Annotated in this window: 20 protein-coding genes; 6 read left to right on the top strand and 14 right to left on the bottom strand. The window is 65.6% G+C overall.

What is annotated here, in order from left to right; translation table 11 throughout:
- The first annotated feature begins 3 nt into the window (after nt 1-3).
- Nucleotides 4-657, top strand: a complete 654-nt coding sequence (locus tag K1X41_RS15815; RefSeq protein WP_258566551.1) for a PucR family transcriptional regulator ligand-binding domain-containing protein — start codon at nt 4-6, stop codon at nt 655-657.
- The gene (locus tag K1X41_RS15810) at nt 654-1526 is read left to right on the top strand and encodes a PucR family transcriptional regulator (RefSeq protein ID WP_258566550.1); all 873 of its coding nucleotides are present in this window, start codon (nt 654-656) and stop codon (nt 1524-1526) included. The genes K1X41_RS15815 and K1X41_RS15810 overlap by 4 nt, the downstream gene beginning before the upstream one ends.
- A gap of 165 nt (nt 1527-1691) precedes the next feature.
- On the opposite strand, the gene K1X41_RS13055 is transcribed toward K1X41_RS15810, so the two are convergent.
- The 5 genes from K1X41_RS13055 to K1X41_RS13035 form a co-directional block, all read right to left on the bottom strand.
- Nucleotides 1692-2309 (bottom strand): hypothetical protein, encoded by a 618-nt coding sequence (locus K1X41_RS13055; RefSeq protein ID WP_133615645.1) that lies wholly within the window; start codon nt 2307-2309, stop codon nt 1692-1694.
- A 23-nt stretch (nt 2310-2332) separates the two neighbouring features.
- Entirely contained in the window at nt 2333-2854 is a 522-nt protein-coding gene (locus K1X41_RS13050; protein WP_133615644.1) for an amino-acid N-acetyltransferase, read from the bottom strand.
- 152 nt (nt 2855-3006) lie between these two features.
- Nucleotides 3007-4032, bottom strand: coding sequence for a magnesium and cobalt transport protein CorA (locus K1X41_RS13045; protein ID WP_220174793.1), 1026 nt, complete (start codon nt 4030-4032; stop codon nt 3007-3009).
- 207 nt (nt 4033-4239) lie between these two features.
- On the bottom strand, nt 4240-5763 hold the full coding sequence (locus K1X41_RS13040) for an MFS transporter (RefSeq protein WP_220174792.1): 1524 nt from the start codon (nt 5761-5763) through the stop codon (nt 4240-4242).
- Nucleotides 5764-5946: 183 nt separating this feature from the next.
- Complete coding sequence (locus tag K1X41_RS13035) at nt 5947-8475, bottom strand: ATP-dependent Clp protease ATP-binding subunit (RefSeq protein ID WP_132202078.1); 2529 nt, start codon at nt 8473-8475, stop codon at nt 5947-5949.
- A 118-nt stretch (nt 8476-8593) separates the two neighbouring features.
- Here K1X41_RS13035 and K1X41_RS13030 point away from each other — a divergent pair, with 118 nt between their 5' ends.
- Nucleotides 8594-9214: a histidine phosphatase family protein gene (locus tag K1X41_RS13030; protein WP_220174791.1), complete on the top strand. Its 621-nt coding sequence runs from the start codon at nt 8594-8596 to the stop codon at nt 9212-9214.
- A 376-nt stretch (nt 9215-9590) separates the two neighbouring features.
- On the opposite strand, the gene K1X41_RS13025 is transcribed toward K1X41_RS13030, so the two are convergent.
- From K1X41_RS13025 to K1X41_RS13000, 6 genes are all read right to left on the bottom strand, one after another.
- Nucleotides 9591-10637, bottom strand: a complete 1047-nt coding sequence (locus K1X41_RS13025) for a hypothetical protein (RefSeq protein ID WP_220174790.1) — start codon at nt 10635-10637, stop codon at nt 9591-9593.
- A gap of 133 nt (nt 10638-10770) precedes the next feature.
- Complete coding sequence (locus K1X41_RS13020; protein WP_220174789.1) at nt 10771-12507, bottom strand: LPXTG cell wall anchor domain-containing protein; 1737 nt, start codon at nt 12505-12507, stop codon at nt 10771-10773.
- Nucleotides 12508-12771: 264 nt separating this feature from the next.
- Entirely contained in the window at nt 12772-13674 is a 903-nt protein-coding gene (gene sucD, locus K1X41_RS13015; protein WP_133615638.1) for a succinate--CoA ligase subunit alpha, read from the bottom strand.
- Between the two features lie 34 nt (nt 13675-13708).
- Nucleotides 13709-14875, bottom strand: coding sequence for an ADP-forming succinate--CoA ligase subunit beta (gene sucC, locus K1X41_RS13010; protein WP_132202067.1), 1167 nt, complete (start codon nt 14873-14875; stop codon nt 13709-13711).
- 125 nt (nt 14876-15000) lie between these two features.
- On the bottom strand, nt 15001-15999 hold the full coding sequence (locus tag K1X41_RS13005) for a GGDEF domain-containing protein (RefSeq protein WP_220174788.1): 999 nt from the start codon (nt 15997-15999) through the stop codon (nt 15001-15003).
- Nucleotides 15996-16967 carry a GGDEF domain-containing protein gene (locus K1X41_RS13000; RefSeq protein ID WP_133615749.1) on the bottom strand — a complete coding sequence of 324 codons (972 nt, stop codon included), beginning with the start codon at nt 16965-16967 and terminating at the stop codon, nt 15996-15998. The genes K1X41_RS13005 and K1X41_RS13000 overlap by 4 nt, the downstream gene beginning before the upstream one ends.
- Before the next feature lie 222 nt (nt 16968-17189).
- Here K1X41_RS13000 and K1X41_RS12995 point away from each other — a divergent pair, with 222 nt between their 5' ends.
- On the top strand, nt 17190-17819 hold the full coding sequence (locus K1X41_RS12995; RefSeq protein WP_133615636.1) for a TetR/AcrR family transcriptional regulator: 630 nt from the start codon (nt 17190-17192) through the stop codon (nt 17817-17819).
- 42 nt (nt 17820-17861) lie between these two features.
- On the opposite strand, the gene K1X41_RS12990 is transcribed toward K1X41_RS12995, so the two are convergent.
- Nucleotides 17862-20438: an ATP-dependent helicase gene (locus K1X41_RS12990; RefSeq protein ID WP_220174787.1), complete on the bottom strand. Its 2577-nt coding sequence runs from the start codon at nt 20436-20438 to the stop codon at nt 17862-17864.
- Between the two features lie 129 nt (nt 20439-20567).
- On the bottom strand, nt 20568-23600 hold the full coding sequence (locus K1X41_RS12985) for an Ig-like domain-containing protein (RefSeq protein ID WP_258566738.1): 3033 nt from the start codon (nt 23598-23600) through the stop codon (nt 20568-20570).
- 238 nt (nt 23601-23838) lie between these two features.
- Here K1X41_RS12985 and K1X41_RS12980 point away from each other — a divergent pair, with 238 nt between their 5' ends.
- Entirely contained in the window at nt 23839-24525 is a 687-nt protein-coding gene (locus K1X41_RS12980; RefSeq protein WP_258566549.1) for an asparaginase domain-containing protein, read from the top strand.
- Nucleotides 24465-24833, top strand: coding sequence for an L-asparaginase family protein (locus tag K1X41_RS15805; protein ID WP_258566548.1), 369 nt, complete (start codon nt 24465-24467; stop codon nt 24831-24833). The genes K1X41_RS12980 and K1X41_RS15805 overlap by 61 nt, the downstream gene beginning before the upstream one ends.
- Before the next feature lie 38 nt (nt 24834-24871).
- Here the strand turns inward: K1X41_RS15805 and K1X41_RS12975 are convergent, their stop codons facing one another.
- Nucleotides 24872-25900 carry a glycerophosphodiester phosphodiesterase family protein gene (locus tag K1X41_RS12975; protein WP_132202055.1) on the bottom strand — a complete coding sequence of 343 codons (1029 nt, stop codon included), beginning with the start codon at nt 25898-25900 and terminating at the stop codon, nt 24872-24874.
- Nucleotides 25901-26025: the final 125 nt, after the last annotated feature.

The following is a 26025-nucleotide window of genomic DNA, read 5'->3' as shown; positions in this document are numbered from 1 at the left end:
GGTATGGCCACGCTCTCCGAATTGCTCGCCCAGCCCGAACTGGGCTTACGCCTCATCCAGGCGGGTGCGGGCGATCCCGAGCTCAGCTGGGTCTCCACGACCGAGCTCATCGACCTCGGTGAATACCTCGAGGGTGGGGAGATCATCCTCACCACCGGTCTCTCACTGTCTGCATCAGATTCTCGCTGGCGGGATTTCGTCGCCAGCCTGAGCCGCGCGCAAGTGGCTGCCATCGGCTTCGGCGTCGGCGTCAATCACGACCACATTCCGCCCGCACTGCTCCACGCGGCGAGCACGTACCGTGTCGCACTATTCGAAGTGCCGCTCCCCCTCCCGTTTATCGCGGTGAGCAAAGCCGTCGCTGCGCTCGTGCGCACCGACGAACTGCGGGCGACTCGGGGCGCGCTCCAGGCGCAGCAGCGGCTGCTCGATGGGGCGCGCGGGGATCAAGACCCCGCAGACGTCCTCGCAAGCGTTGCGCAGGCCACTGGGAAACACCTTGCGCTGCTGGCGTCGGACGGGGCGGTGCTCGCGAGCACCGCCGGTTTCGCGGCGGCAGACGGGCTGGAACGGGAAACGGTCGCGCTCGACAAAGATGGATCTCTGCGACTTGCAGTCGCGGGCGATACCCGCTCACGCCAGAGGGTCGCGCCGTGATCACCGCTGGTTCGATCGTCTTGTGGCTCGGGCTCCGTGGCGCTGGCGCAGAAGAGAACCGCGAACGGGAGCGCTGGGAGCGCTTCACCTGGGCAATCTTGACCGAGGCCACACCACCGTCGACGATCGAGATCCTCTCCACTCGCGTGCGATTCCCAGATCGCGTACGCGCGCTGGCGGTGCAGGGCAGCCCCGAGGACGTGGCTGATTGGCGGCGGCGACCACGTACGGGCCTCGAACGACTAATCACGCCGAGCACCGCCCCAACGAGAGCGCCCGACCTCGCACTCGCGTGGCAGCTGTGCCCCGATTCCGTCGCAGCCACCGAGCGGGCGCTCGAGATTGCCGCGGAGCACGGACTCGACGCGATCGTCGGACGCCCGGCCGCCGTTGCGGACGCTGCGCTCAGCCTGCGCTCGGCGCACGCCAGACTCCGCAGCCTGTCCCCCACGGCGCCGCTCTACGCGGCACCGCGAGTGCCCGATGTGATCTGGGCCGACCGCGACACCCCATTCTTGGAGGCCCTATTCACGCTTGATGAACATGCGAACGAGGGAGTGTCAGATGGTAGCCCGGGTGTGACCGCGCGCGATCCCGGCGGGCTCAGCGCCAGAGTGCTCGGCCCGCTCTCGCAGCGAGATGGAGCCCTCCCAGCGGCGGAGCGTGAACTTCTCCGAGGCACACTCCGCGCGGTCTATGAGGCCGACGGGCAACGCGGGCCCGCAGCAACGGCGCTAGGGATCCATCGCAACACACTGCGCGACCGGATCACGCGGATCGAACGACTGACCTCGCGCACGCTCACCGACGCCGACGATCGCGCAGAGCTCTGGCTTGCGCTGCGCGTCGAAGAGCTCGCTGGCGGGTAGCCCCCCTACCGGTGAAACGTTTCATGGGTCCCCTTTGGGGGCTTCCGGGCTCGTGAAGCCCCCATTTGGGACCCATGGACGCCAAGGGCGAGGCGTGAGGGGCGAGGCGCCAGCCCACGCCCACGCGTGTGCGTGTGCGTGTGCGTGTGCGGCCTGGCGAGACCCCTAGAACAGGAGGAACTGCGCGGTGCCCGTGCCCTGGACGCCTGCGGCCGTCACCCGGAGGTGGTAGGAGGCACCATCTGCGCTCACGGGATCCCGCGTGATGTCGCAGGTCTCCGTGCTGGACCGCGTGCGGTCCCACTGCATTGCCTCAGTTGTCACAGGCTTTCCCGGATCGAGGATCACGGGGAGCGATTCGGGGTTCGTCTGGCAATCCTGCGACCGCCACACTTCGTCGTCACCACTAGAAACTGCGAAGTCCATTCCGGCCGTGCCCAGATCCGCCGAGCACGGGTCGGTCCCGGTGTTCTCAACCGACAGGGCAAGTTGCGGGAGCTCGCCCGCGGCGTAGTCCGTCTTATCGGTGATCGGGGTGACCTTGATCTGGCCCGCAGCGCAGGCCACCGGCTCACCGTCGTCAGCCGGGGCCGTGGTCGTCTCGGATGCCAGGTCCTTCGGCACCTCAACTTCTTGCGCGTCGCGTGGCCCACCGCTGCCCGGCTTCACGATGAGCAGCACGACAAACACAATGATCGCGAGCAACCCGGCAAGCACGAGCAAGCGACGCCGGATGTAGACCTTCCGGTCCTTCGGTCCGACGGGATCTCGCAGGGTCGACATGGCGCCAGCGTAGCCCGAATTTGCTAGGAGAGCTGCTTCACCATCCGCGTGTTGCCGAGGGTGTTCGGCTTCACGCGGGCGAGGTCGAGGAACTCAGCAACGCCCTCATCGTTTGAGCGCAGCAGCTCGGCGTAGACATCGGCGGCCACAAGCTCAGCGTTCTCGCCCACCTCGGCGAATCCGTGCCGCACAAAGAACTCGGTCTCGAATGTGAGGCAGAACAGTTGCGACAGTCCAAGCGCACGCGCGCGGTCCTCCAGCGCGTCGAGCAAGCGATGTCCCACACCCCGTCCGAGCCAGTCCTCGGAGACGCCGAGCGTGCGCACCTCACCGAGCTGCTCCCACATGACGTGCACCGCACCATAGCCGATCACACGCTCCGCGTCATCGACCGCGACGATGAACTCCGGCACCGCTGCGTACAGGTCGACGAGGTCCTTTCCGAGCAAGATTCGTCGCGCAACGAGGGGTTCCATCAGTTCAACCATTCGGAGCACGTCTCCCGTACGCGCATTGCGGATACGGATCTCGGGAGAAGCACTCATGGATCGAGTCTAGTCGCGGGAGGAGGAGCACGCTGCGCCTGACAGCCACGGCTGCGGAGCACGCGCTGGCCGCGAGCCGGGTGATCACTCCCGCGCTGGATCCGATTCAGGTGCCGCACCCCGCACCTCGTCTGGAGCCTGGCTCCGGACCGCTACAGCCAGTCCTTCTTCTTGAACACCGCGTAAAGCACGCCGGCGAAGCCCGCCATCGCGACCAGGGCGAGCGGATACCCGACCGGCCAGGCGAGTTCGGGCATCTGGTGGAAGTTCATCCCGTAGATCCCGCTAATGAGGGTGGGGGCGAAAATGATCGCGGCCCAACTGGAGATCTTCTTCATCTGGTCGCTCTGCCTGATGTTGATTTCTGTCATTTCCGTCATGCGGTCGTTGCGTTCTTGGCTCACGAGCCCCATATGCACGTTCAGGAGATCACGCAGCAACTGCCGGAAACTGTCGACACGCTCTGTGACGAGGATGAGATGGTCGATCACGTCGCGAAGATAGCGCCGCAACTCGGGATCCACGAGGTCGCGCTCCGCAGCTCGATGCCGTGCCTCTGCTGCGACGAGCAGCGGCCGGGTCGCACGTTGAAACTCGATCACTTCACGCGAGAGGAGGTAGATGCGCTTCGCCAGCTCCGGGCTCACCCCTGCCCCGTCAAAGAGCTCGTCTTCAATCTCACCGATATCGTTTTCCAGACCGAGCACCACGGGCTCGTAGTCATCGACAACGCGGTCCAGGATCGCGTAGAGCGCTGCGGCTGGGCCGAGGCGCAGCAGATCCGGCTCCGCCTCCATGCGGGTGCGCACCTCGGCGAGCTCTGGGTTCTCCGCGAGCCGGATCGTGATCACGAAGTTGTCGCCGACGAAGAGGTGGAGCTCCCCGAATTCAACGAGCTCGGGTTCGTCCAGGTATCGCGCGGGCCGCAGCACCATGAACACGCTGTCGTTGTAGTGCTCGAGCTTCGGGCGCTGCTGCCCCTGCAACACATCCTCGACCGCCAGCGGGTGGAGGTCGTAGGTCAGGGCAAGCTCACGTAGCTCGTCCTCGTCAGGGCGGAGCAACCCGATCCAGGCGAACCCGCCAGTCTCGGCGGCGAGGGCGCGTGCCTCGTGCAGGCTCGGACTGCCCGGGAGCCGCGTTCCATCGTGGTACACGGCAACATCAACGATTGGCATGTGCACCCTCCCCCGCGCCACAGCGGCGACGGCCCCAGCGTATCTGACCGGCGCCGCTGCGTGGTGGTCGCCCCTCTGCTGCGCCGAAGCTGCCCGAGGCATCTGGGCCTGCCCGGAGAAGCTGAGCCTGTCCGAGGCATCTGGACCTGCCCGGAAAAGCTGGGCCTACCCGAGGCAACTCGGCCCACCCCTCAGGCCGTCGGCAGACTAGGCGTGACTGGGGAGCAGCTCTTCTTTGCTGCCGCGCACACACACGAACGCGACAATTGCGCCGAGCACGAGCACGATCGCTGCCGTGAAGAACACGGCGCCGTAGCTGGAAGCGAGCACCTCTGCGGGTGACGCCCCTGCCGCCGTCGCCGTCTGCGCGGCACCCGTGGCCGCGAGCGCGAACGCGGAGAGCCCGATCGAGCCGCCGAGCTGCATCGCAGCGTTCACAGTTGCCGAGGCGGCACCAGCGTCAGCGGGTGCGACTCCCACAAGTGCAAGGTTTTGGAGCGGAACGAAGGTGATGCCCACCCCAGCCCCCACGAGGAGTAGCCCGGGCAGCACCTGCACGGCGTAGCTGCCGTCCGCCGTGATGAAGCTGAGCCAGAACATACCGCAGGCGGCGCCGAGCGGACCGGCGACGAGCATCGCACGCGGGCCCCACACGGGAAGGAGCCGCGTGAACAGCGGCACGACCACCAGCGTGGCTGCGGTCATGACCACCGAGGCGAACCCAGCAACGAGCGGCGCGAAGCGCAGCACGAGCTGCAAGTGGAAGGCGAGGTACATTGTGGAGCCGATCAAGAGCGCCCCGAGCGCTGCCTGCACGAGGAATGCTCCCGCGCGCACACGGTTGCGGAGGATTCGCAGGGGCAACAGCGGCTCGGCCACGTGCGACTCGATCCATACGAACGCGCCGAGGAGCGCAACACCCCCGACGAGGCACCCGATCGTATCGACGCGGAGCCAGCCACTTTCTGCAAGCGTGAGGCCGTAGACTACGAAGCCGAAACCGCCGGTCACTGTCACGGCTCCCCAGACGTCGAAGCGAGCTCGGCCTGGGGCGCGACTCTCGCTTAAGACGAACGAGCCAACGAGCACGGCCACCGCAACGAATACGAGGTTCACCAGGAGACACCAGCGCCAGCTGGTGAATTCCGTGAGGAATCCACCCAGCAACAAACCAACGGCGGCACCGGATCCGGCGACCGCGCCGTACACGGCGAACGCAGTATTGCGCTCGCGCCCGCTCGGGAATGTGACGGTGAGCAGGGCGAGCGCTGCGGGGGCGAGCAGCGCTGCGAACAGGCTTTGGAGGCCGCGCGCAATGATCAGGTCGACGGTGTTCTGCGCGAGCCCGCCGTAAAGCGATGCAGCGCCAAAGCCGACCATGCCGAGCATGAACACGCGCTTGCGCCCCCAGAAATCTGCAATGCGCCCGCCGAGCAGCAGGAGCGCACCGAACACGAGCGCGTACGCGGTGACTACCCAGCCGCGCTGGGCGTCGCTCATACCAAGCTCGAGCTGTGCCTGCGGGAGGGCGATGTTCACGATCGTGCCATCGAGCACGACGACGAGCTGCGTGAGGGCGATCACGGCGAGCGCCCACCACCTGCGCGGGTCTGCTCCGCGAGCAGTCACGTGCTCGGGAGCTGCGGCAGAAGCTGCAAGCGTTGCGGGAGAACGCTGCGGCACTGTGGGCACTGATCCAGTGTCGGGCGCGGACAGGGTGGAATGCGTCATGAAACTCTCCAGACGTCAATGGAACTGATGCTGGAGGTTTCAAGCCTCGGACCGATGTATGCACGCGCGCTGCGCCGGCATTCGACCACCCCGCGGAACTGCCGCGGACAGGTCTCCCAGTATACCCGCACAAACACACACGGACCCGCTGCCGAGGCAGCGGGTCCGTGTGTGCGGAAGAGGTTACTCCGTGGTGTTGGGCGTGGCAGCGGTCGAGGCGACCGCGGCAGCGGCGGAAGCCGACGTCTCGCCGTGCGCCTTCTCCGAGCGCGATTCCGTCTCAAAGGTGAACTGGCCGTCGACCAGATCCACTTTCACGAGATCGCCTGCGAGGAGTTCGGCACTCAGGATCTTCTCCGAGAGCCGGTCCTCGATCTCACGCTGCATCGCGCGGCGCAGCGGCCGCGCACCGAGCGTCGGGTCGTACCCGATCTCAGAGAGGCGCTCACGGGCTGGAGCCGAGATCTCGATGTGCATATCGCGGTCGAGCAGTCGATCTTTCAGCTGCTTCACGAACAGGTCGACGATCTGCAGCAGCTCAGGCTTCGTGAGCTGCGGGAACACGATCGTGTCGTCGACACGGTTCAGGAACTCGGGCTTGAAGTGCTTCTTCAGCTCTTCATTCACCTTGCCCTTCATCATGTCGTAGCCGACCGAGGAATCCCCCTCGAGCTGGAAGCCCACCGGGCCACCCGCAATGGCCGACGAACCGAGGTTCGTGGTCATGATGATGACGGTGTTCTTGAAGTCAATCACGCGGCCCTGACCGTCGGTCAAGCGCCCCTCTTCAAGGATCTGCAGCAGCGAGTTGAAGATATCCGGGTGTGCCTTCTCGATCTCGTCGAACAGTACGACGGAGAACGGCTTGCGGCGCACCTTTTCGGTGAGCTGGCCGCCCTCTTCGAAGCCGACGAAGCCGGGAGGCGCGCCGAAGAGGCGCGACACTGTGTGCTTCTCGCCGTACTCAGACATATCGAGGGAGATGAGCGCGTTCTCGTCGTCAAACAGGAACTCGGCGAGCGCCTTGGCGAGCTCCGTCTTGCCGACGCCCGTGGGACCGGCGAAGATGAACGAGCCCGAGGGACGCTTCGGGTCTTTGAGCCCGGCACGCTGGCGTCGGATCGTCTTCGCGAGTGCGGAGATCGCCTCGTTCTGACCGATGACGCGCTGGTGCAGCGCTTCTTCCATGAACCGGAGCCGGCTGGTCTCTTCTTCGGTGAGCTTGAAGACGGGGATGCCGGTCGCCTGAGCAAGCACCTCAGCGATCAGTCCCTCGTCTACTTCAGCCTTCGTCGCAACGTCGCCAGAGCGCCACTGCTTCTCAAGCCGCAGCCGCTCCGCGATGAGCTTCTTCTCTTCATCACGCTTGTTGGCTGCCGCCTCGAAGTCCTGGTTCTCGATCGCCTGCTCTTTGTCAGCACGAACGATCGCGATCTTCTCGTCGAACTCACGCAGCTCAGGCGGGCTCGACAGGATCGAGAGACGCAGACGAGCGCCCGCCTCGTCGATCAGGTCAATCGCCTTGTCGGGAAGGAAACGATCCTGCACGTAACGGTCAGCGAGGTTCACCGCTGCGACGATCGCGCCGTCTGTGATCGATACCTTGTGGTGTGCCTCGTAGCGATCGCGCAGCCCCTTGAGGATGTTGATCGAGTGCGGCAGCGAGGGCTCAGCGACCTGGATCGGCTGGAACCGGCGCTCAAGCGCCGCATCCTTCTCGAAGTGCTTGCGGTACTCATCGAGCGTGGTGGCGCCGATTGTCTGCAGTTCACCGCGAGCGAGCATCGGCTTCAGGATGTTCGCCGCGTCGATCGCGCCCTCAGCAGCACCAGCCCCGACGAGCGTGTGGATCTCGTCGATGAAGATGATGATGTCGCCGCGATTGCGAATCTCTTTCGTGACCTTCTTCAGGCGTTCCTCGAAGTCACCGCGGTAGCGGCTCCCGGCGATCATCGAGCCCAGGTCAAGCACGTAGAGCTGCTTGTCCTTCAGCGTCTCCGGCACTTCGCCCTTGACGATGGCCTGTGCGAGGCCTTCGACGACGGCGGTCTTGCCGACACCGGGCTCGCCGATCAGCACAGGGTTGTTCTTCGAACGGCGCGAGAGGATCTGCATGACCCGCTCGACCTCTTTCTCTCGTCCGATGACGGGATCGAGCTTGCCCTCGCGCGCTGCCTGCGTGAGGTTGCGCCCGAACTGATCCAGCACCTGCGAGCCCTTGGCCTCGCCCCCGGCCTGATCCGGGGCGCCAACGGTCGCATTCTCCTTGCCGGCCTGGTAGCCGGAGAGCAGCTGGATGACCGTCTGGCGCACACGGTTCAGATCAGCGCCGAGCTTGACGAGCACCTGTGCGGCGACGCCTTCACCCTCGCGAATCAGACCCAGCAGGATGTGCTCGGTGCCGATGTAGTTGTGGCCGAGCTGCAGCGCTTCGCGCAGGCTGAGCTCCAGCACCTTCTTCGCACGCGGCGTGAAGGGGATGTGCCCCGCCGGAGGCTGCTGCCCGGTGCCGATAATGTCGGTCACCTGCGCACGCACAGCATCAAGCGAAATCTCGAGCTGCTCAAGCGCCTTTGCAGCGACGCCCTCGCCCTCGTGAATCAGGCCGAGCAAAATGTGCTCAGTCCCAATGTAGTTGTGGTTGAGCATCTTCGCCTCTTCTTGGGCGAGGACAACAACGCGACGAGCGCGGTCGGTGAATCTCTCGAACATCTATAACCTCCCAGGCGGATCCCGGTCCAGATCTGCCGATGCACCCAGATTACGTGCTGATCCCGCGTTCCGGGGGCCTGTTCGCCAGCGGCGTGATGCGGGGGCTAGCGTAGGGGGTATGACTGCTCGCCAGCTCCCACGTGTTCAGCCCGCAGTGATTGCGCTCGTGCGCCACGGCGAGACCGACTGGAATGCGGCGGGGAGGATTCAGGGCCGCACCGAGGTGCCGCTCAATGAAACCGGGCGCGCACAGGCCGCGGCCACCGCGCTCGCCCTCGCAGAGGCCAGCGCCTCATTGGGCGCCTGGACAGGGGTCCGAGCCTCGCCGCTCGGCCGGGCGATCGAGACCGCAGAGATTATCGCCGCCGGGCTATCGCTCGCGCAGCCCCACATCGATGACGCGCTCTGGGAGCGCGACTTTGGTCCCGCAGAGGGTGTGATCGTTGCCGAGGCGCAGCGCATGTGGCCAGGACTCGATGTGCCCGGTGCCGAACCGCTTGATGTGCTCGCCGAGCGCACCGCCGACGCGCTGACCCGCGTGCTCCGCGAGGAGCCAGGATCGATCGTTGTCGCCCATGGCGCGATGCTGCGGACCGGGCTTGGCCACCTCACTGGAGTGTCGATGCCGCGGATCCAGAACGGTGAGGTGTGGCTGTTGCACAGCGCTGGCGCAGAAGTGCGCGTTGAGCGATTGCACGGGGACGTTGCGGAAGTGCCGCGAACACAGGAGCCCGCGTAGCACAGTCCAGCGACTGCCAGAGCTCGCTCCAGCAGGCCGCAGCCCGCTGGCCTGGCCAACAGGCGTCAGCCCGCAGGCCAGGCCAGCAGCCCCAGCCCACAGACCCGGCCAACAGGCGTCAGCCCGCACCGCGGTGTCATGACCGTGGCGACGCCCACCAGTGTCGCTGCGAACACTCCGATCAGGGTCCACACGTGTGGCCCTGTCATCGAGACCAGGCCTCCGATTCTGCGTGAGGAGTCACGATTCTTCCAGAGACGCTCGTCCTCCGCGACGGGAACTAGCAGATTGTGGATACGTCCCGGGGTTCGCGCACCAGGTGGTCCCTCTGAGCGAAGACCGGGCAAGCCCAGCGGGCAGGCTCGCCAGTCGGCAACTACCAGGCGGACGCGACTGCCCGGTGCGCTTCGAACAGTGGAACGGTGACCCCCTCCGGTGCACGTCCGAAGCCGCACTCCGTTGCCACGCCAAAGTCACGGTCGACGTACTCGCGCGCCACCGCGATCCGGCGCTCCGCCCCCGCCGCTCCATCCTCGCGGTGCACGAGTCCGAGGTAGAGCTCGGTGGAATCCGACAGTGCGAGCTGCTCCAACGGCGCATAGTACGCGGCGTCATCACGCTCGATGAGCACCGGCAGGTGCAGCCAGGTGAGGGGTCGCTCTGCAGCAGCGACCACCAGGTTTGAGAACCGCGTGAGGTTGGCTGCGTCACTCGGCTCGGTGAAGTGGTGCTCGGCAACATCGCCGTAGCAGAGGTGCACTCCCACTTCGACGTCGGTGGGCACGCGGTCGATCTGCCGCGCGAGCCGTGCGCTCGTGCCGGCCCACACATCGTCAAACCACTCATAGCGGGTGCCTGCGTAGCTTGTGTGCTCGAGGATCGCGAACTCCAGGGCCGCATCCCACTGGATCGCGAGTTCATCATGCGGGATCGCGGCGAGGATCTCGTCGAGCTCAGCGGCGAGCGCTGCTTCATAAACGGGTTCGAAGGCGGGGCGATCTTCGGCGCGCACGAAGCTGCCGACGACGCCGAGCGGAGTCGGGAGCGACACTTGGAATCGCGTGGTGGCGGGGATGGCGCCCTCGCGCTTGAGCGCCGCGAACGTCTCCCACGACTCGAGGGCTGCTGCAGCGTAGCCGAGAGGCGCGAGCTCGAGCGTGGCCGGATCGACGCCCTCTGCCACGCGCACGGGTCGCAGGTCGAGCATCCGCAGCGGGATTGGGGTGTCTCCGACGGGCTCGATGCCCTCGCTCTGGGACAGGCGACCGGGCTGGAACGCGATCCAGTGGAACCGCTCCCCCACTTCGCCGTCTGGGATCCGCTTGAGGTGCGCGCCGAGCGCGGAGGCGGCGGTGCGCATCGTGGTCTCGGCGTCATCAAAGTTGATGCTACCGACGAGGTGAACTCCCTGTACCTGACTCATATGCTCCAGTATCTCGTAGCCGAGCCCGCATACGCCGCGTATTGCGGTGCGTGACGCGTCTACGCCGGCCGTTGATGACTGATGGCGGCCTCCCCAGAGGGAAACCGCCATCAGTCACACGTGATTCGGAGCGCTATGCTCCTGAGACCCCGCGACGACGGAGCACCAGGGCAGCCCCCAGCAGCAGCGCGCCAGCGGCGAGCGCAGCCGGCAACAGCGGCGATTCTCCGCCCGTCTGCGCGAGCACCTGGACCGCGGGCTTCGCCTGCCCACTCGGCGTCTGGGTACCCGGCGTTTCGGGTCCACCAGTTTCCGGCCCTTCGGCCTCGGGGTTCTCGGTCCCTGGCTCGCCGGTTCCCGGATCGGAATCGTCGCTCACGGACAGCGCTGCCGGTGCCCAGTAGTACGAGTTCGCACCCTGGTAGAGCACTCGATAGGCGCCAGCTGCGAGGTCAGCGGGCAGCGCGGCTTCGGCGGCAACCGCACCCGTCACCGCATCAGCGGTGAACTCACCGAGCGGGATCGGATCACTGGCCGCGCCTGCAGCACCGAGCGCCTGCGCCGCACCAGTGCCCGCGGCATCGGAGGCAGAAACATCTTCAGTGGCGGGAGCCTCGCTCGTGGCTGTCAGCTGCAGCGAGACAGCTACGAGTTCGCCCGGCTCGAAGATCCCAGCGGGAGCCGAAAGCGGAAGCGTGCCGCCCGGGGTGATCTCCTCTGTGGACTCCGGAGCGGGAGGAGGAACGTCGGATCCCTGACCCACGCCTGCGCCAGGCAAGTCAGTTCGTGGAATGAACGGGGTGAAGAGCGTGCGCGTGCCGTTCGCAGTGAAGCTCGCGACCGTCGCCGATTTGCCACTGTCCACGAGGAAGCCGTAGCCGATCACACGGTGCTGTCCGAGGGCGAGCGCGAAGTCGTCGATCTGGGCCTGCGAGCCCGCAGCAAAGCCCGGAACTGCCCGACTCGTGACCCAGGTCCCAGCCGCGGCCATCTCGGGCGTCGCGCGGAGCGTGGTGAACTCAGATGCGGCACCGTAGAAAACGGGCACCTGGAACCACACGTCACCCGTCGCTTCGATCTCCAAGCCCGTGACGAACTGCGCCACCTGCGTGCTGGAATTCTCTTCTCCGTTGAGCACCTGCACCTTGCCGGTGACCGTGAGACCAGCTTCAGTGGTGACATAGCTGCCACCAGCCGCAGCCCCGTCATGCCAGCCGAGGTACTCAGTCTCGTCTGGGCGGATCTGGTCTGCGCCGACCCGCACCGTCGCGGGTGCCGGATCGGCGATAGACGGAAGAGCGAACGACGTCGTGACGCCGTTGACGGAGTAGCTCTGCACGGTGGCGCGCTTGTCCGTGTCTACGTAAAAGCCTCCGGAGAGGTAGCTGAGATCGCCATTCAGCCCGTTCAGCAGCGTCTCAAGCGGAGCAGCGCCGCCCTTGGGTAGCCCGTTGAGGGGCTGGCTCGTGATCCAGTTGCCTGCCTCTTGGCCGCTGAGCGCGCGCAGCGTCGTCCAGGTGCCGTTGCTCAGGCCAAAACCGATCTGATGCCACACCGGATCACCGGTTGAAACAATTGTCGATGACTGGGCGTAGGACAGCACGTCTGCCACCGCTGGCAGCAGCGTCTCCCCCTTGATGATCTGCGACTTTCCGGTCACCAGCAGACCGCTCGTGGTCGACGCGTAGCTCCCAGCCGCGGTCGCGCCCTGGTGCCAGCTCGTGTAGTTCTCCGGGGTCTCCGTCGGCGCGATGTCCGCCGAGGTGACCACGCCAGCCGGTGTCTGAGCTGCGGCGACGCCGCCGAATGCTCCGACCCCCAGTGTGACGAGCGCGAGCGCCGTGACGGCGCTCGTAAGCTGTTTCAACATGCCGAATATCCCCCTTGATTCACCGAAGTGAGCGTCGTGAACGCGCGCGTACGCACGCCGGTGTTTTCCCCACACCCCGACTGGAAAAGGCTATCGGACTCCCAGGAACAGCAAAAGACCCCGCTGACTGATGTCAGCGGGGTCTTGCACGTACACGGAGCGCCTCCAGCGCTGCGAACTGCCCTCGCGATGCGGCGCAGGCTGGAACGCACCAGACCCCGCCGGCGCATGGCCGACGGGGTCTGGTGCTTCGTGCGACGTCGCTTACAGCGCTGCGAAAGCCTGACGCAGCAGCTCGGCGGTCTCGGTCGGCGTCTTGCCCACCTTGACGCCGGCGGCCTCAAGGGCCTCCTTCTTCGCCTGTGCGGTGCCAGCAGAGCCAGACACGATGGCGCCTGCGTGGCCCATCGTCTTGCCCTCGGGCGCCGTGAAGCCAGCAACGTATCCCACGACCGGCTTCGTCACGTTGGCCTTGATGTACTCGGCAGCGCGCTCTTCGGCGTCGCCGCCAATTTCGCCGATCATCACGATCGCCTTCGTCTCCGGATCAGCCTCGAACGCGGCGAGCGCGTCGATGTGCGTGGTGCCGATGACGGGGTCTCCGCCGATCCCGATTGCGGTCGAGAACCCGAGATCGCGCAGCTCGTACATCATCTGGTAAGTGAGCGTGCCCGACTTCGAGACGAGGCCGATCGGCCCCTTGCCCGTAATGGTGGCGGGCGTGATGCCCGCGAGTGCCTCGCCCGGCGTGATGATGCCGGGGCAGTTCGGGCCGATGATGCGGGTGTTGCCACCTGTGGCCTTGGCGTGCGCCCAGAGCTCAGCCGAGTCCTTGACCGGCACGCCCTCCGTGATGATCACGAGCAGGCCGATGCCCGCATCGATCGCCTCGATCGCGGCGTCCTTCGTGAAGGCCGGCGGCACGAACGCCACCGACACATCGGCGCCGGTTGCGGCCATCGCTTCAGCGACCGTCGCGAAGACGGGGAGCTCCACCGTCGCGCCCGAAGCGTCAACGTGCGAGACCGTGGTGCCTGCCTTACGGGCGTTCACGCCGCCAACGATCTGGGTGCCAGCCGCGAGCATGCGCGCGGTGTGCTTCGTGCCCTCGCCGCCGGTGATGCCCTGGACGATGACCTTGGAATCCTTGTTCAGGAAAATCGACATTCTGTTGCTTCTTTCCGTGAGTCTCGTCGGTGGGCTAGCGCGCGTTCGCGAGCTCGGCCGCCTTGTCGGCGCCCTCGTCCATGGTGGCTGCCTGGGTCACGAGCGGGTGCGCTGCCTCGTTCAGGATCCGGCGCCCCTCCTCGACGTTGTTGCCATCGAGGCGCACGACGAGCGGCTTGTTCGCCGCAGCGCCCAGCTTCTCGAGCGCACCGACAATGCCGTTCGCTACTGCATCACACGCGGTGATGCCGCCGAAGACGTTGACGAACACTGACTTGACCTGCGGATCCCCCAGAATGACGTCGAGCCCAGCCGCCATAACCTCGGCAGAGGCGCCGCCTCCGATGTCGAGGAAGTTGGCGGGCTTGACGCCGCCGTGGTTCTCGCCCGCGTAGGCAACGACGTCGAGCGTCGACATCACGAGGCCCGCCCCGTTGCCGATCACACCGACCTCACCATCGAGCTTGACGTAGTTGAGGTCCTGCGCTTTGGCCTTCGCCTCGAGCGGGTCCTCCGCTGCTTTGTCTTCCAGCCCAGCGTGCTTCGGCTGCCGGAAGTCAGCGTTCTCGTCGAGTGAGACCTTGCCATCGAGCGCGATGATGTCGCCTGCGCCGGTGAGCACGAGCGGGTTCACCTCGACGAGCGTTGCGTCTTCGCCGACGTACACCTCGTAGAGCTTCTGGAAGACCGCGGCAACTTTGCCCACCAGTTCCTCGGGGAACTTCGCGGCGCGAGCAATCTCCTCAGCCTTTGCGGCATCGATGCCCTGCAGCGGATCGACTTCGACGCGGGCGAGCGCCTCAGGCTTCTCCACCGCGAGGATCTCGATCTCCATGCCGCCCTCGACGCTGCACAGCGACAGGTAGGAGCGGTTCGCTCGGTCGAGCAGCACGGAGAAGTAGAACTCCTGCGCGATATCAGCGCCGGCGGCGACCATCACGCGCTCAACGACGTGGCCTTTAATATCCAAGCCGAGGATAGCCTCGGCTGCCGCATACGCCTCATCGGCGTTCTTTGCGACTTTGACGCCGCCGGCCTTGCCTCGGCCGCCGGTCTTCACCTGAGCCTTGACGACCACAACGCCGCCAATTTTCTCAGCTGCGGCGCGTGCCTCATCGGGGGTGTCGGCAACGATGCCGGCAAGCACCGGCACTCCGTATTCTTCGAAGAGGTCTCGTGCCTGGTACTCGTACAGATCCACGTACTGTCCTTTGGTTGGGGTCTAGGGACGCGAGGCAGAAAATGTCTCGATGTCGAGATAAGTCGACCACGCCAGAGTCTACCACCGCCCGGACTTCGCATCGGCCCCGAACGACGCAGGCGGTGCTATTCCTTCGCCACGTAGAGCAGCGCATCTGCGCGCTCGATCGCAGATTCCAGTTCCTCAGTCGCCCCGACTGTCACGAGGCCCCAGGACCAGGAATAAGGAGACTCCGCCTGTACCCGCTCCAGCACAGATTGCGCGGCTTCCCACCCCAAGCGGAACACGATGACGAATTCGTCACCCCCCAGACGCGCAACGATCCCGCCGCTGTGCCCTGCGATCCCGCGCATGCCGATCGCTGCGCTCCAGCGCTCGACCGAATCCCGCAGCGCTTCGTCACCGGCCGAGTGCCCGCCGCTGTCGTTGAGCTGTTTGAACGCATCGAAGTCGACCACCGCGACCGAGACCACGTCACCCGCACGCCGTGCGCGCAATCTCAGCTCGGCCCCGGCATCCAACAGCCCCCGCCGGTTCAGTGCGTGAGTCAGCGGGTCGGTGTATGCCTGTGTTTCGCCTTGACGGCGCACAGCGCGCGCGCCCTCAAAACAGAACAGGGCAATCAATACTGCATAGCTCACCATGATCGTCGGTGAGCCGAGCCCGTGCCCGAGCTCCGGGTTCCACAGCAGCGCCGATCCGACGCGGAGAATACTGAGCCCCATAAACACGCGTGCGATCACGCTCGAATAAAACCATCCGACATACAAGGCGATCACGGGCAGCTCAAGCAGTGCGTTGAGCTCGGCGTGCGGGTGTTGCCCGAACAAAAGAAAGAAGGAGGACCACACTTCGACGAGGGCCACCATGCCAATGCCGGCCCACTTGGGATAGTGGTGCCCCAGCACAAACGGAATGATCGCGGCCACGAGGTAGAGGGAGGTCCACACCAGGACCGCATTAACGTGGATCCCGGGGTGCTGAAACACCAGATCCGAGAGGAACACGAGCGCGAGCAGGAGCGGGATCAACGCACTCACGAACGAGAACGGGGTCTGCCAGCGCGCGAAACGCTCCCAGAGCTGCTGCAGCCGCTGCACACAGCCAACGACAGCGTCAGTCACTGTGCGTCCTCACTACTCTGGCGTTCACGACGAGCGCGCTTCCTTGCGTAGAGCGTTGCGTCGGCGCGCGCGAGGAGTTCGGCTGACGTTTCCCCGGGGACCGCCTCGGCGATGCCCCATGACCATGGATGTTCGCGGTTGAGACGCAAGCGGTCAACAATCTCCTGCGCACTCTTCGCTGTGGCTCGCGGCAGCAGAATCACGAACTCGTCACCGCCGAGCCTCGCCACGGCATCGCCCGCACGGATCCCGTGCTGCCATGACTCGACGGTACGGCTGAGCACGAGATCTCCCGCGGCGTGGCCTCGGGTGTCATTCAGTTCTTTGAACCGGTCAAAATCCACGGCTACGATGCTGAGCGGGGTGCGGTACAACGATCGCCTGCTGAGTTGATACTCGAGCCGGTCGAGCAACCCCTGCCTGTTGTACGCCCCGGTGAGCGGATCCACAGAGGCCAGCCGCACCTGCCGCCGCCACAGATACATCCCAGCTGCGAAGCAGAACATCAGGCCGAGCAGGCCGTGCACGGCAACAGGTGTGCCAATCGCACCGGTGGTTGCGAACAGTGGGTTTGATGCCATGACCGCGCTGAACACCACGAGGCAGAGCCCGATGAGTGCGAGAGCGAGCCGGGGCCGAACAAACCATCCCAGGTAGAAAGCAACGACCGGCAGTTGCTGCACCGAGGCGATCACCGAAGCCGGGTCGTCGTCGAGACCCAGGAAGTACGCCTGCGCGATGAGGAACACGACCACACAGGTAGTGCCCACCCAGCGCGGTACACGCCTGCCCAGCACGAAGGTCACCAGCGCACCACTGAGGCAGAAGAAGAGCAGCACCCACACGAACCAGCGGTTGTCCATGCCTTGATGGAAGAGTAGGTCGACCACCAGAGTCATGCTCAGCAGCAACGCCGCAAACACGAGGTAATAGGAATGGGCGTCCTGTGAGACGCGCAGGCGTTGCATCACCCCCGACATCCCCCACCGCCCTTTTCCGCGCAGCAAATGGCGCCGTCCCATACTCCCCACCCGTAGCGTACACACATCGCCCATGGGAAGTCATAGATATTTGCTGAGGAAGCCGCGTTATCGAGTTTCACAGGCTCGGTCGCTAAACTCAGAGCAGCTGAAGCCGTGCTCGTGATTCTGAGCGTTCCCCATCCCGGCTCCGGCTGGAGTTGAACACGAGTGAACGCCCCTGCAGATCCGAAGCCCGAAGGCCTCCGCGCCCGCAAACGCCGCGCCACGGAGAACGCAATCGAAACCTCAGCGGTCTCGCTCGCACTTGAACTCGGCGTTGAGAACGTCACAGTTGAGGCGATCTGCGAGCGTGCAGACATTTCCCGCAGCACGTTCTTCAATTACTTTGCCGCGCGCGACTACGCGATCGTCGGCCGCGCAATCAACCTGCCGGAGGGCACCGAGGCATTTGCCGTGCTCGATAGCAGCCCGGATGATCTCACGCTTGGTGTCTTCCGCCTGCTGTTCGCTGCAATCGGACATAACTACGTCAACTCTGAGGTCGCACGTCTGCGCACGCGACTCATTGCCGAGCAGCCCATTGCCGGTCGCATGACCATGTCGTCGTTGCTGGAGTCCGGTTACTCGCTCACGTCCACGGCAGTAGCCTGGCTGATTGCACACCCCGAACACAGCAAGCTTGACTCACCACTGCGTGAAGCAGCGCTCGCGGTTTCGCTCATGCACGGAGTTGTCACGACCCAGATGTCGGAGTGGATGACGGGCGAGGGCGATGTCACGGCCGACGAGGCAGACTTCCACCGCGCGATCGCGGAGTACCGCACACTCCTCGGGTAGCGCGCCAGACCACGCACGCGCCGCGCCGCGCCGCGCTCGACCTTAGTCGAGCTTCGTGATGGGAGCGAGCTTTACGAGCAGCTTGCGCTCCCCCACGGAGTCAAACACGACGTGTGCGATCCGCTTCGTCCCAGCGCCGGTCACGCTCGTGACTCGGCCTTCCCCATAGTCGTCGTGGCGCAGGCGATCGCCTGCGGTGAGTTCGAGATCACCGTTGTCGCGTGCGCCGGCACCGATCGTATTGGGGAAGCCACCGCCAGCCGCTTGCGCGGCCTTGGCGGCGCGCTTCCGTTCCCGCCACTGGTCGAGCGCGGACTGCATGTTGCCGCTCGCCGGTTCTGACACGGCCGCGGCGCCTGAGCTGTTGGATCCGAAACTGACCGCCGATTCAGTGCTGCGACCGCTACGGCTGGTGTAGCCCCCGCCAGGCCGGGCGGGTGCGTTCAGCGCGCGAGACGCCGTGCCACCGCGGCTCGTGACCTCTCCTGGCGACTGCCTCCAATCAATCAATCCCTCGGGGATCTCCTGCAGGAAACGCGACGGCATCGCCACGGAGATATCGCCAAAAGTAGCGCGGGTCGAAGCGAGTGTGATGTACAGCCGCTCGCGCGCACGGGTAATGCCGACGTACATCAGGCGACGTTCTTCATTCACGCCCCCGACCTCATCGACCGACATTTGGTGCGGGATGAGCCCCTCTTCGACTCCGGTGATGAACACGGCACGGTATTCGAGCCCCTTCGCCGTGTGCATCGTCATGAGCGAGACGGTGCCACTCGAATCGTCCAGGTCGTCAGCTGCAGCGACGAGGCTCACCTCCGTGAGGAATGCGAGTAGGCCTGCACCCGGCTGCTTGACGTCGAACTCCCGCGCCACCGCAATGAGTTCTTCCAAGTTCTCAGCGCGCGCGTCATCCTGCGGATCCCGCTTCGCGCGCAGCTTCTCGATCATCTCGGTCTCGTCGAGGATCAGCTTCAGCAAGTCGCCAACGGGTGCTGGAGTCTTCTCCTCGGCGTCCTCGCCTGGTGCCGCCGTGACGTCGGTCGCCCCGCCTCCGACCGCCATCTTCGAGGCGCGCGTTAACAACTCCGCGAGGCCGAGGATCGAGCCGCGCACCTTGGGCCCGAAGGCCAACTCGTCGCAGCGCAGCATGGCCTCGTGCAGCGATATGCCCTGGGCCTCCTGGAAGTTTGCGAGCTGCGCTTCGGCCATCGGCCCGATACCGCGCTTCGGAGCGCCGAGCAGGCGGGACCACGCGATCGGATCGTAGGGGTTTGCGATACTCGTGAGGTACGCCATCGCGTCTTTGACCTCGGCACGCTCATAGAACTTTGTGCCCCCGAGCACGCGATACGGGATCGCGGCCCGGATCAACAGTTCCTCCAGCGCGCGCGTCTGCGAGTTCGTGCGGTAAAACACGGCGATGTCGTTGTAGTCGAAGCCTTCACGGTGGAGATCTTCGATCTCTTCCGCGACGAAGCGCGCTTCATCGTGCTGCGAGTAGCCGGTGAAGCCGACGATCTTCGCGCCGTCCCCCTCGGAAGTCCACAGGTTCTTTTCCTGGCGATCGAAGTTGTTGCCGATCACGGCGTTCGCTGCGGTGAGGATGTTCTGCGTCGAACGGTAGTTCTGCTCGAGTTTGACGACTTCGGCGCCAATGAAGTCACGCTCGAACTCGACGATGTTACGGATATCCGCACCGCGGAACGCGTAGATCGACTGGTCCGAATCGCCCACCACCGTGAGGCTCGCTCCCGGGATCTGGCCGAGCCCATCAAGCTCGCGCTCCCGCGCTGGGGGCACCAGCCGCTCAACCTCTGCGGTTGCCACCGGCCTCGTGAGCTCCCGGATGAGCGAGTACTGCGCGTGATTTGTATCCTGGTACTCGTCGACCAGAATGTGCCGGAACCGACGTTGATAGACCGCGGCCACGTCCGGGTGGGCGCGGAACAGGTGAACGGTCTGCCCGATCAGATCGTCGAAATCGAAGGCGTTTGCACGTCGCAGTTCCTGCTCATACATCCGGAATATCTCGATGAACAAGCGCTCGCGCGGGTCCCCCACCGCGGCGGTCGCTGCGTACGCGTCCACATCGGTGAGCTCGTTCTTCAACTTCGAAATCTTCGAGCCGCTGTTTGCGGGTGTGAAGCCGTAGGTGTCAGCGTCGAGTTCCTTGATGATCCGCTTCAGCAGCGCGCGTGAGTCTGCGGAGTCATAGATCGTGAACCCTGCAACGTAGCCGAAGCGCTCGGCCTCGCGGCGCAGGATCCGCACACAGGCCGAGTGGAATGTTGAGACCCACATGCCCTCAGACGCGGCACCGAGCAGCCCTGAGATGCGCTCACGCATCTCAGCCGCAGCCTTATTCGTGAAGGTGATCGCGAGGATCTGGCTCGGCCAGGCCTCTTTCTCACGGATCAGGTGCGCGATCCGGTGCGTCAGCACGCGGGTCTTTCCCGAGCCGGCGCCAGCCACGATGAGCAGCGCTGGACCGCGCGCGATGACAGCGCGCTCCTGCGCGGGATTCAGCCCGTCGAGCAACGGGTCGACGCCCGCATCGCCGCTGCCGAAAGCGCCGCCCATTGGGGCACCAGGATCCAGAAGTTCAAACTCGCTCATTGTGTGCTCCAGTCTAGGCGGCACCACTGACTTTCAGATCGACGCCCGCGACTTCCCGCCGCCATGACGCAAACGGGCCACTGATCCCGGCACAATGCCCAAGATCAGTGACCCGTTCCCGCCGCGACGCTACTCGCGCCGGCGCACGCGCCGCCCCAGCAGCGCGGCGGCTCCTGCCGCGAGCACCAACGCAGCTATCCAGCCGAGCGCTGCCCCGGAATCGGCCCCGGTCGCGGCGAGCGCGGGAGCGGAAGCGGGAGCGGGAGCGGAAGCGGGCGGCTTGACGGGCTGCGCAGGATCCACCGGCGTCACCTTCGGCGCGGTCTGGGTCAGCGTGATCTCGCCAAGCACCCCTGCGGTCGGCACCGGGCTCCCGGCTCCGACAGTCGCGCGCGCGATGCCGGGAGCGTTGCGCACAAGCGCTGCAGCGCTCCGCTCCTCAGGTGGAATCACCGGCTGGATCGGCTGCACGGTGGTCCGCACGGTGAGCGTCGACGTCCCTACTCTGGTGGAGGCACGCACCGTCGCAGTGAAGACACCTGGCTCGACCTCCTCGAATGCCCCGAGTCGCTGCCCGGCATCCGTGGAGGAGAGCCCAAGGGCCGTGGCGGGAAGCGGTCGGCCCTGCGCATCACGCGGCCGCACGGTGATCTCAGTCTCCTCTTTCCCGTCCGCCAGGATCGAGCCGGCGGAGAGTGTCAACTCGGAGCGAGCAGGATCCGGGCTCCCCGCCGCCTGTGTGAGTGTCGCCACGCCTGATGCGGATCCTACGTTTGCCGTAATCGTCGCAGCGCCCACCGCTGCGGAGGCCGTGAGCTGGGCCGTGTAGCTGCCGTCACCGTTGTCGGTCACCGCACCAATTCCCTGCTCCGGATCGGAGCTCGTGAGCGTCACGGTCTCACCAGCGAGCGGGCGCCCCTGCGCATCGGCGACACGAACGGTCGCTGCCGTCGTTGCTGCCCCGTCCGCTACGAGCGTTGCCGGATCCAACGCCACGTCGACGGACACCGCCGGCCCGACAGTCTGGGTGAGCGTTGCCGTGCCAGCAGTTGTGCCGACTGCCGCAGTAATCGTCGCGGCCCCCACAGCTTCTGAGGCTGTGAGCTCGACCGTGTAGGTGCCATCGCCGCGATCTGTGACCGCCGCGAGCTGCTGATCCGGATCAGAACTCGTCACCGTCACCGTCTTCCCGGCGAGGCCGCGGTGCTGTGCATCACTCACCCGCACCGTGGCCGTGGTGGTCGCGGCCCCGTCCGCGACAAGCGTTGCCGGATCCAGTGTCACGTCCACCGCGGCAACCGGGCCGACCGTCTGGGTCAGCGTTGCCGTTGCCGCAACCCCTGGCACCGACAGGGCGCCTACCCGAACCTCTGCTGTCCCGACCGTTTCCGAGGCCACCACTGTAAAGGTGTAGCTGCCGTCTCCGTTGTCGAGGATATCTTTGACGAGCTGGCCCGGGTCGCTGGTGCTAATGGACAGCGGCTCACTAGCCAGCGGGTTGCCGCTGGCGTCTCGCAGTTGCACGGTCCCGGTGGTGGTGCTGACTCCGTCTGCCACCATCGAGGCAGGGTCGAGCGAGACGGTGGCCGTCGCCACCGGCCCCACGCGTTGAATGATCTGTGCGCGCGCCAGCAGCACATTCGGCGCCTCACCAACGGTCGCGGTGATCTCAGCTGTTCCCGGTGTCGTGCTTGAAGTGAGCGTCGCGGAGTACTCACCGCTGCCGTTATCGGTGACGGCACTGATCTGGTGCCCAGGATCGCTGCTTCTCAGCGCAACGGACTGTCCGGAGACCGGATGACCGTACGCGTCACTCACCGTCGCGACCAGCGGCACCGTTACGGTTCCATCCCCGATGATCGTGGACGTCAGTGGCTCCAGCACTACCACTGCCGCTGGGCCTGCAATCTGGGTGATCTGGATCCCGAACGTGTAGCTGGGGCCCGCCGAGACGTTGCGCACAGTGAGCTGCGCGACGCCAAGGCGGGTGCTCGCGGTCACCGTCACAGAGTAGTTGCCGTCACGGTGGTTCGTGACGCTGGAGATCTGCTGTCCCGGATCGCTGCTCTCAAACTCAATCGTTTCCTCAGTGATCGGCTGTTTGTTTTCGTCTGTGACCCTCAGGTTGGCCGTCAGTTGCGATTGACCGTCTGCCAGCAATTTGGAGGCAGAAATATTGAGCGTCATCAAGGCGGGCAGCGGCATCTGATAGCTGACCCGCACGAACGGTTCTGCGGCCAGCGGCCCAACTGAGTAGCTTGTCCCCAGCGCCTCGGGTACCACGTAGCTTGATCCGGCGCCGCCGCCGCCGAAGGGGCTCCCGCCGCCACCGCCATACCAGCCACCGCCACCGCCTCCGCCGACGTTGTTCCCGCTCGCCCGATAGCCAGGGGCGCCGCCCGCCCCAAAACTCCCAGCCTGTCCCGCGGTGCCTGTGCAGGATCCGCCAGGGAGGCCGCCGCTGACAGCGGTGCCGCCCCCGGCGTTCGCCTCATCGCAGCCGCCAGCGGTGAGACCGGCACCACCGGTGACGCCCCCAGCAGAACCACCTATCGCGCCGATCTGGCTGGCTGCGCCACCGCCGCCGCCGGCAACGAGCACGCGCGCAGCGAGCGCCATGCTTCCCAGTCGCAGATCAGAGGCACCCCCGCCACCACCGGCGCTGGGCAGGTGCAGCCCCTCGATCGCGGTGCCCGCCGCTCCGCCGCCTGCTCCAGGGGCCTCGCGAACCGCGTTTCCGCCAGCCGTGAGGTAGTACGTCTGGCCCGGGGTCACCGGAATAGTGGACGTGACGTATGCACCACTGCCCGGAGTAGCGTTTGCGTTGCTCGCAACGAGAGATCCTGATCCGCCCTGCGCTTCCACGCTCAGCGAAGTGACCCCTGGTGGCACCACAAATTCGCGGGTGCTGGCAGGGGTGAGCGTGCTGAAGGTGACCGTGCGATAGTTCGCGGCCCTCGCCTGCGCCGACGTGTGACGTTGGACCGTCGTCACAGACTCTTCGCCGTCGGTGTCGGCATCGGCCGCGGCGTCAGACCCGGGCGCGCGCGTTTCTGCGCCCGGTGTGTCCGGCGCCTGACGTGCAACGGCTTGCGCCGCAGCGACAGGCAGCACCGGCGTCATGCCGAGCGTGGCGGCGGCGAGCACCACCCCCAGCAGCATTGTGAACACTCGGTGAGTGTGTTGCGTGCGTCGTGCGCGCGCACCGGACAGCTGAGACTGCGTCATTGGTTTCCCCCGAACCCGAAAGGTGCAACGGCCGACGATCAAGCAGCGCACGGAAAAATCCTAGACGGTTGGCGCGATCGAGACAAGTCATTTTTTGACAGTGTCCACAATTCTTATGTCTTGGCTCAAGGAGCAACTCGCAGCGCACGCCGCGATCCGCCAGAATGGACCCATGTCTACGCCTGCGCCATCCGTACTCGTCTTCGCGACCGGAGGCACGATCGGGATGCGCGAGACAGATCGAGGGCTCGCGCCCGATCCAGATTTCCCGGAGATTCTGGAGCAGCTCGTCGGGGTGATCTGTGCGCCACTCGGCATCCAGGCCCGAATCAACCACCTGCTGCCACCCATCGACAGCGCAAACGCCGACACGGAGACCGCGCCGAAAATCGCGCGCGCGATCCGCGCCCGTGTCCGCACTCACCGGCCCCGCGGCGTCGTAATCACACACGGCACCGACACCCTCGCGTACACCGCGGCCAGGCTCGCCTTCGAGCTCGGCGACCTCGGCGTGCCAGTGGTCATCACTGGAAGCCAGCTGCCGCACGGAGCAGCGGACACGGACGCGCGTGAGAATCTCACGCTCGCTATCCGCGCTTCGGTGCGGGCGGCACCAGGCTCACCTGTCGCGATCGCGTTCGGGGGAAGCTATTGCCCGCTGTCCGCGCCACAAAGCACGACAGCCGCGCCCGCACCGCCTTCCGGGCCGAGTCACCGCTGGCCCCCGCTGCGAGGGGAATCCCGGCCGACCCGGAGCCGGAACTTGCGGCGCCGGCTCGGATCCTCGCCCTGCGCTTCGTGCCGAGTATCACCGCTGATGATGTCCGCTCTGCCGTTGGCGGCCGTCCAGACGGCCTGATCCTGGAGTGCTACGGCAGTGGGAACGGGCCGATGGCGCGCCCCGGAATGGCGAGCGCGCTGCGCGAGCTCAGCGCGGAGTTGCCGGTCGTCGCGATCACGCAGTGCGCTACAGGGGGCGTTGACTTCTCTCGCTACGCCGTTGGTCAGGAACTCGCGGGGGCAGGAATCATCGACGGCTCAGATCTCACGCTTGAGGCGGGGATCGCGAAACTCGGCTTCCTCCTCGATCGCGGGTTCCGCGGAGTCGAGCTGCGTCAGCTCATTGAACGCAACCTCGTGGGCGAGTGCGTTGGGACTGCCGAGTAAGTTCGCGCGCAGAACACTCGCGGCCCCGGCGATCGCGGCTACGTCGCGAATCCTGCCTCGCGGATCGCGACGCCGAGATCCGGGTGATCGACGAATATGCCATCAACACCGGAATCGACAATCAGCCCAAACTCGCTCTGCCAATCTCCCCACTCCGTCCCGCGAAGCGAGGTTTGGAACTTGACGTTCAGGTAGCGATTCTCCGGTCGCAAGGTCCAGGTGTACACGAGTAAGCCCCGGGCGTGTGCGCGAGCGACAAGATCCGTTGGGCCGGTCGCACGCCCCAGCGCGTTCACGCGAATCAGGTTGCCCTTGGCCACGCTGATCCCATCCACCCGCTGCGCAAGAAAGTCGAGCCCTGCATCACTGCGGTACCAGCTGTAGCTGCGTGACGGGCGACCTGGCCGCGGCTCGTCAGGCGGCGTGCCAAACCGCTCGGTGAGATACACCAGAGTCGAGCGCACGCGCGCGCGGCTCAGACTCTCAAGCACCCCGAGTTCGAACGACTCGATGATCAGCTGATCCGGGCGCTCGTTCCATCCGGTCTCTGCCAGCTCTGAGAGCAGCAGCGACCCAATGTCATAGCCAGCTTGCAGCAAGAAATGCGCGTGCTTGATTTCGATGACGACGCGAAACTCCCGGTTCGCGCGCGCCCCCTCCTCTTCGACAATCCTCAGCACGTCTCGCAGTCGGAGAATCGGCTCGGTATCGTTGTAGTCCCGATTGTCTGGGCGCACCTTTGAGAGCCGCTCACGGCAGCGCAGCGTTGCCAGCTCAGCCCAGGTGAAGTCCTCCGCAAACCAACCGGTGTGCTTCGTTCCATCCACCGTCTTCGTCGTGCGGCGCGACGCGAATTCAGGGTGATCTGCGACGTTTGTGGTGCCGGAGATCTCGTTCTCGTGGCGCACCACGAGCACTCCGTCGCTTGACACGACGATGTCAGGCTCCACAGCATCGGCCCCCAATTCAAATGCGAGCCGGTACGCCGCCGCGCTGTGCTCCGGGCGATATCCAGGCGCACCACGGTGCCCGATGATGAGCGGGCCTCGGGCCGCACGCGTTGACATACCTCAAGCGTAGGGCACCGCGGTTGTGCGTGGACTGCCGCAGTTTCTCTGAGGTACGCCCTGCACGAACAGGACTCAAAGTCACAGCCGCTGCGAAGCCGTCGATCGATAGGCTGGACACAATC

Origin of the sequence: Leucobacter luti (assembly GCF_019464495.1) — a bacterium.
In the GTDB taxonomy this organism is placed as follows: domain Bacteria; phylum Actinomycetota; class Actinomycetes; order Actinomycetales; family Microbacteriaceae; genus Leucobacter; species Leucobacter luti_A.
The sequence above is the reverse complement of the archived record's forward strand: the minus strand, read 5'-3'. Positions and strand labels throughout refer to the sequence as shown.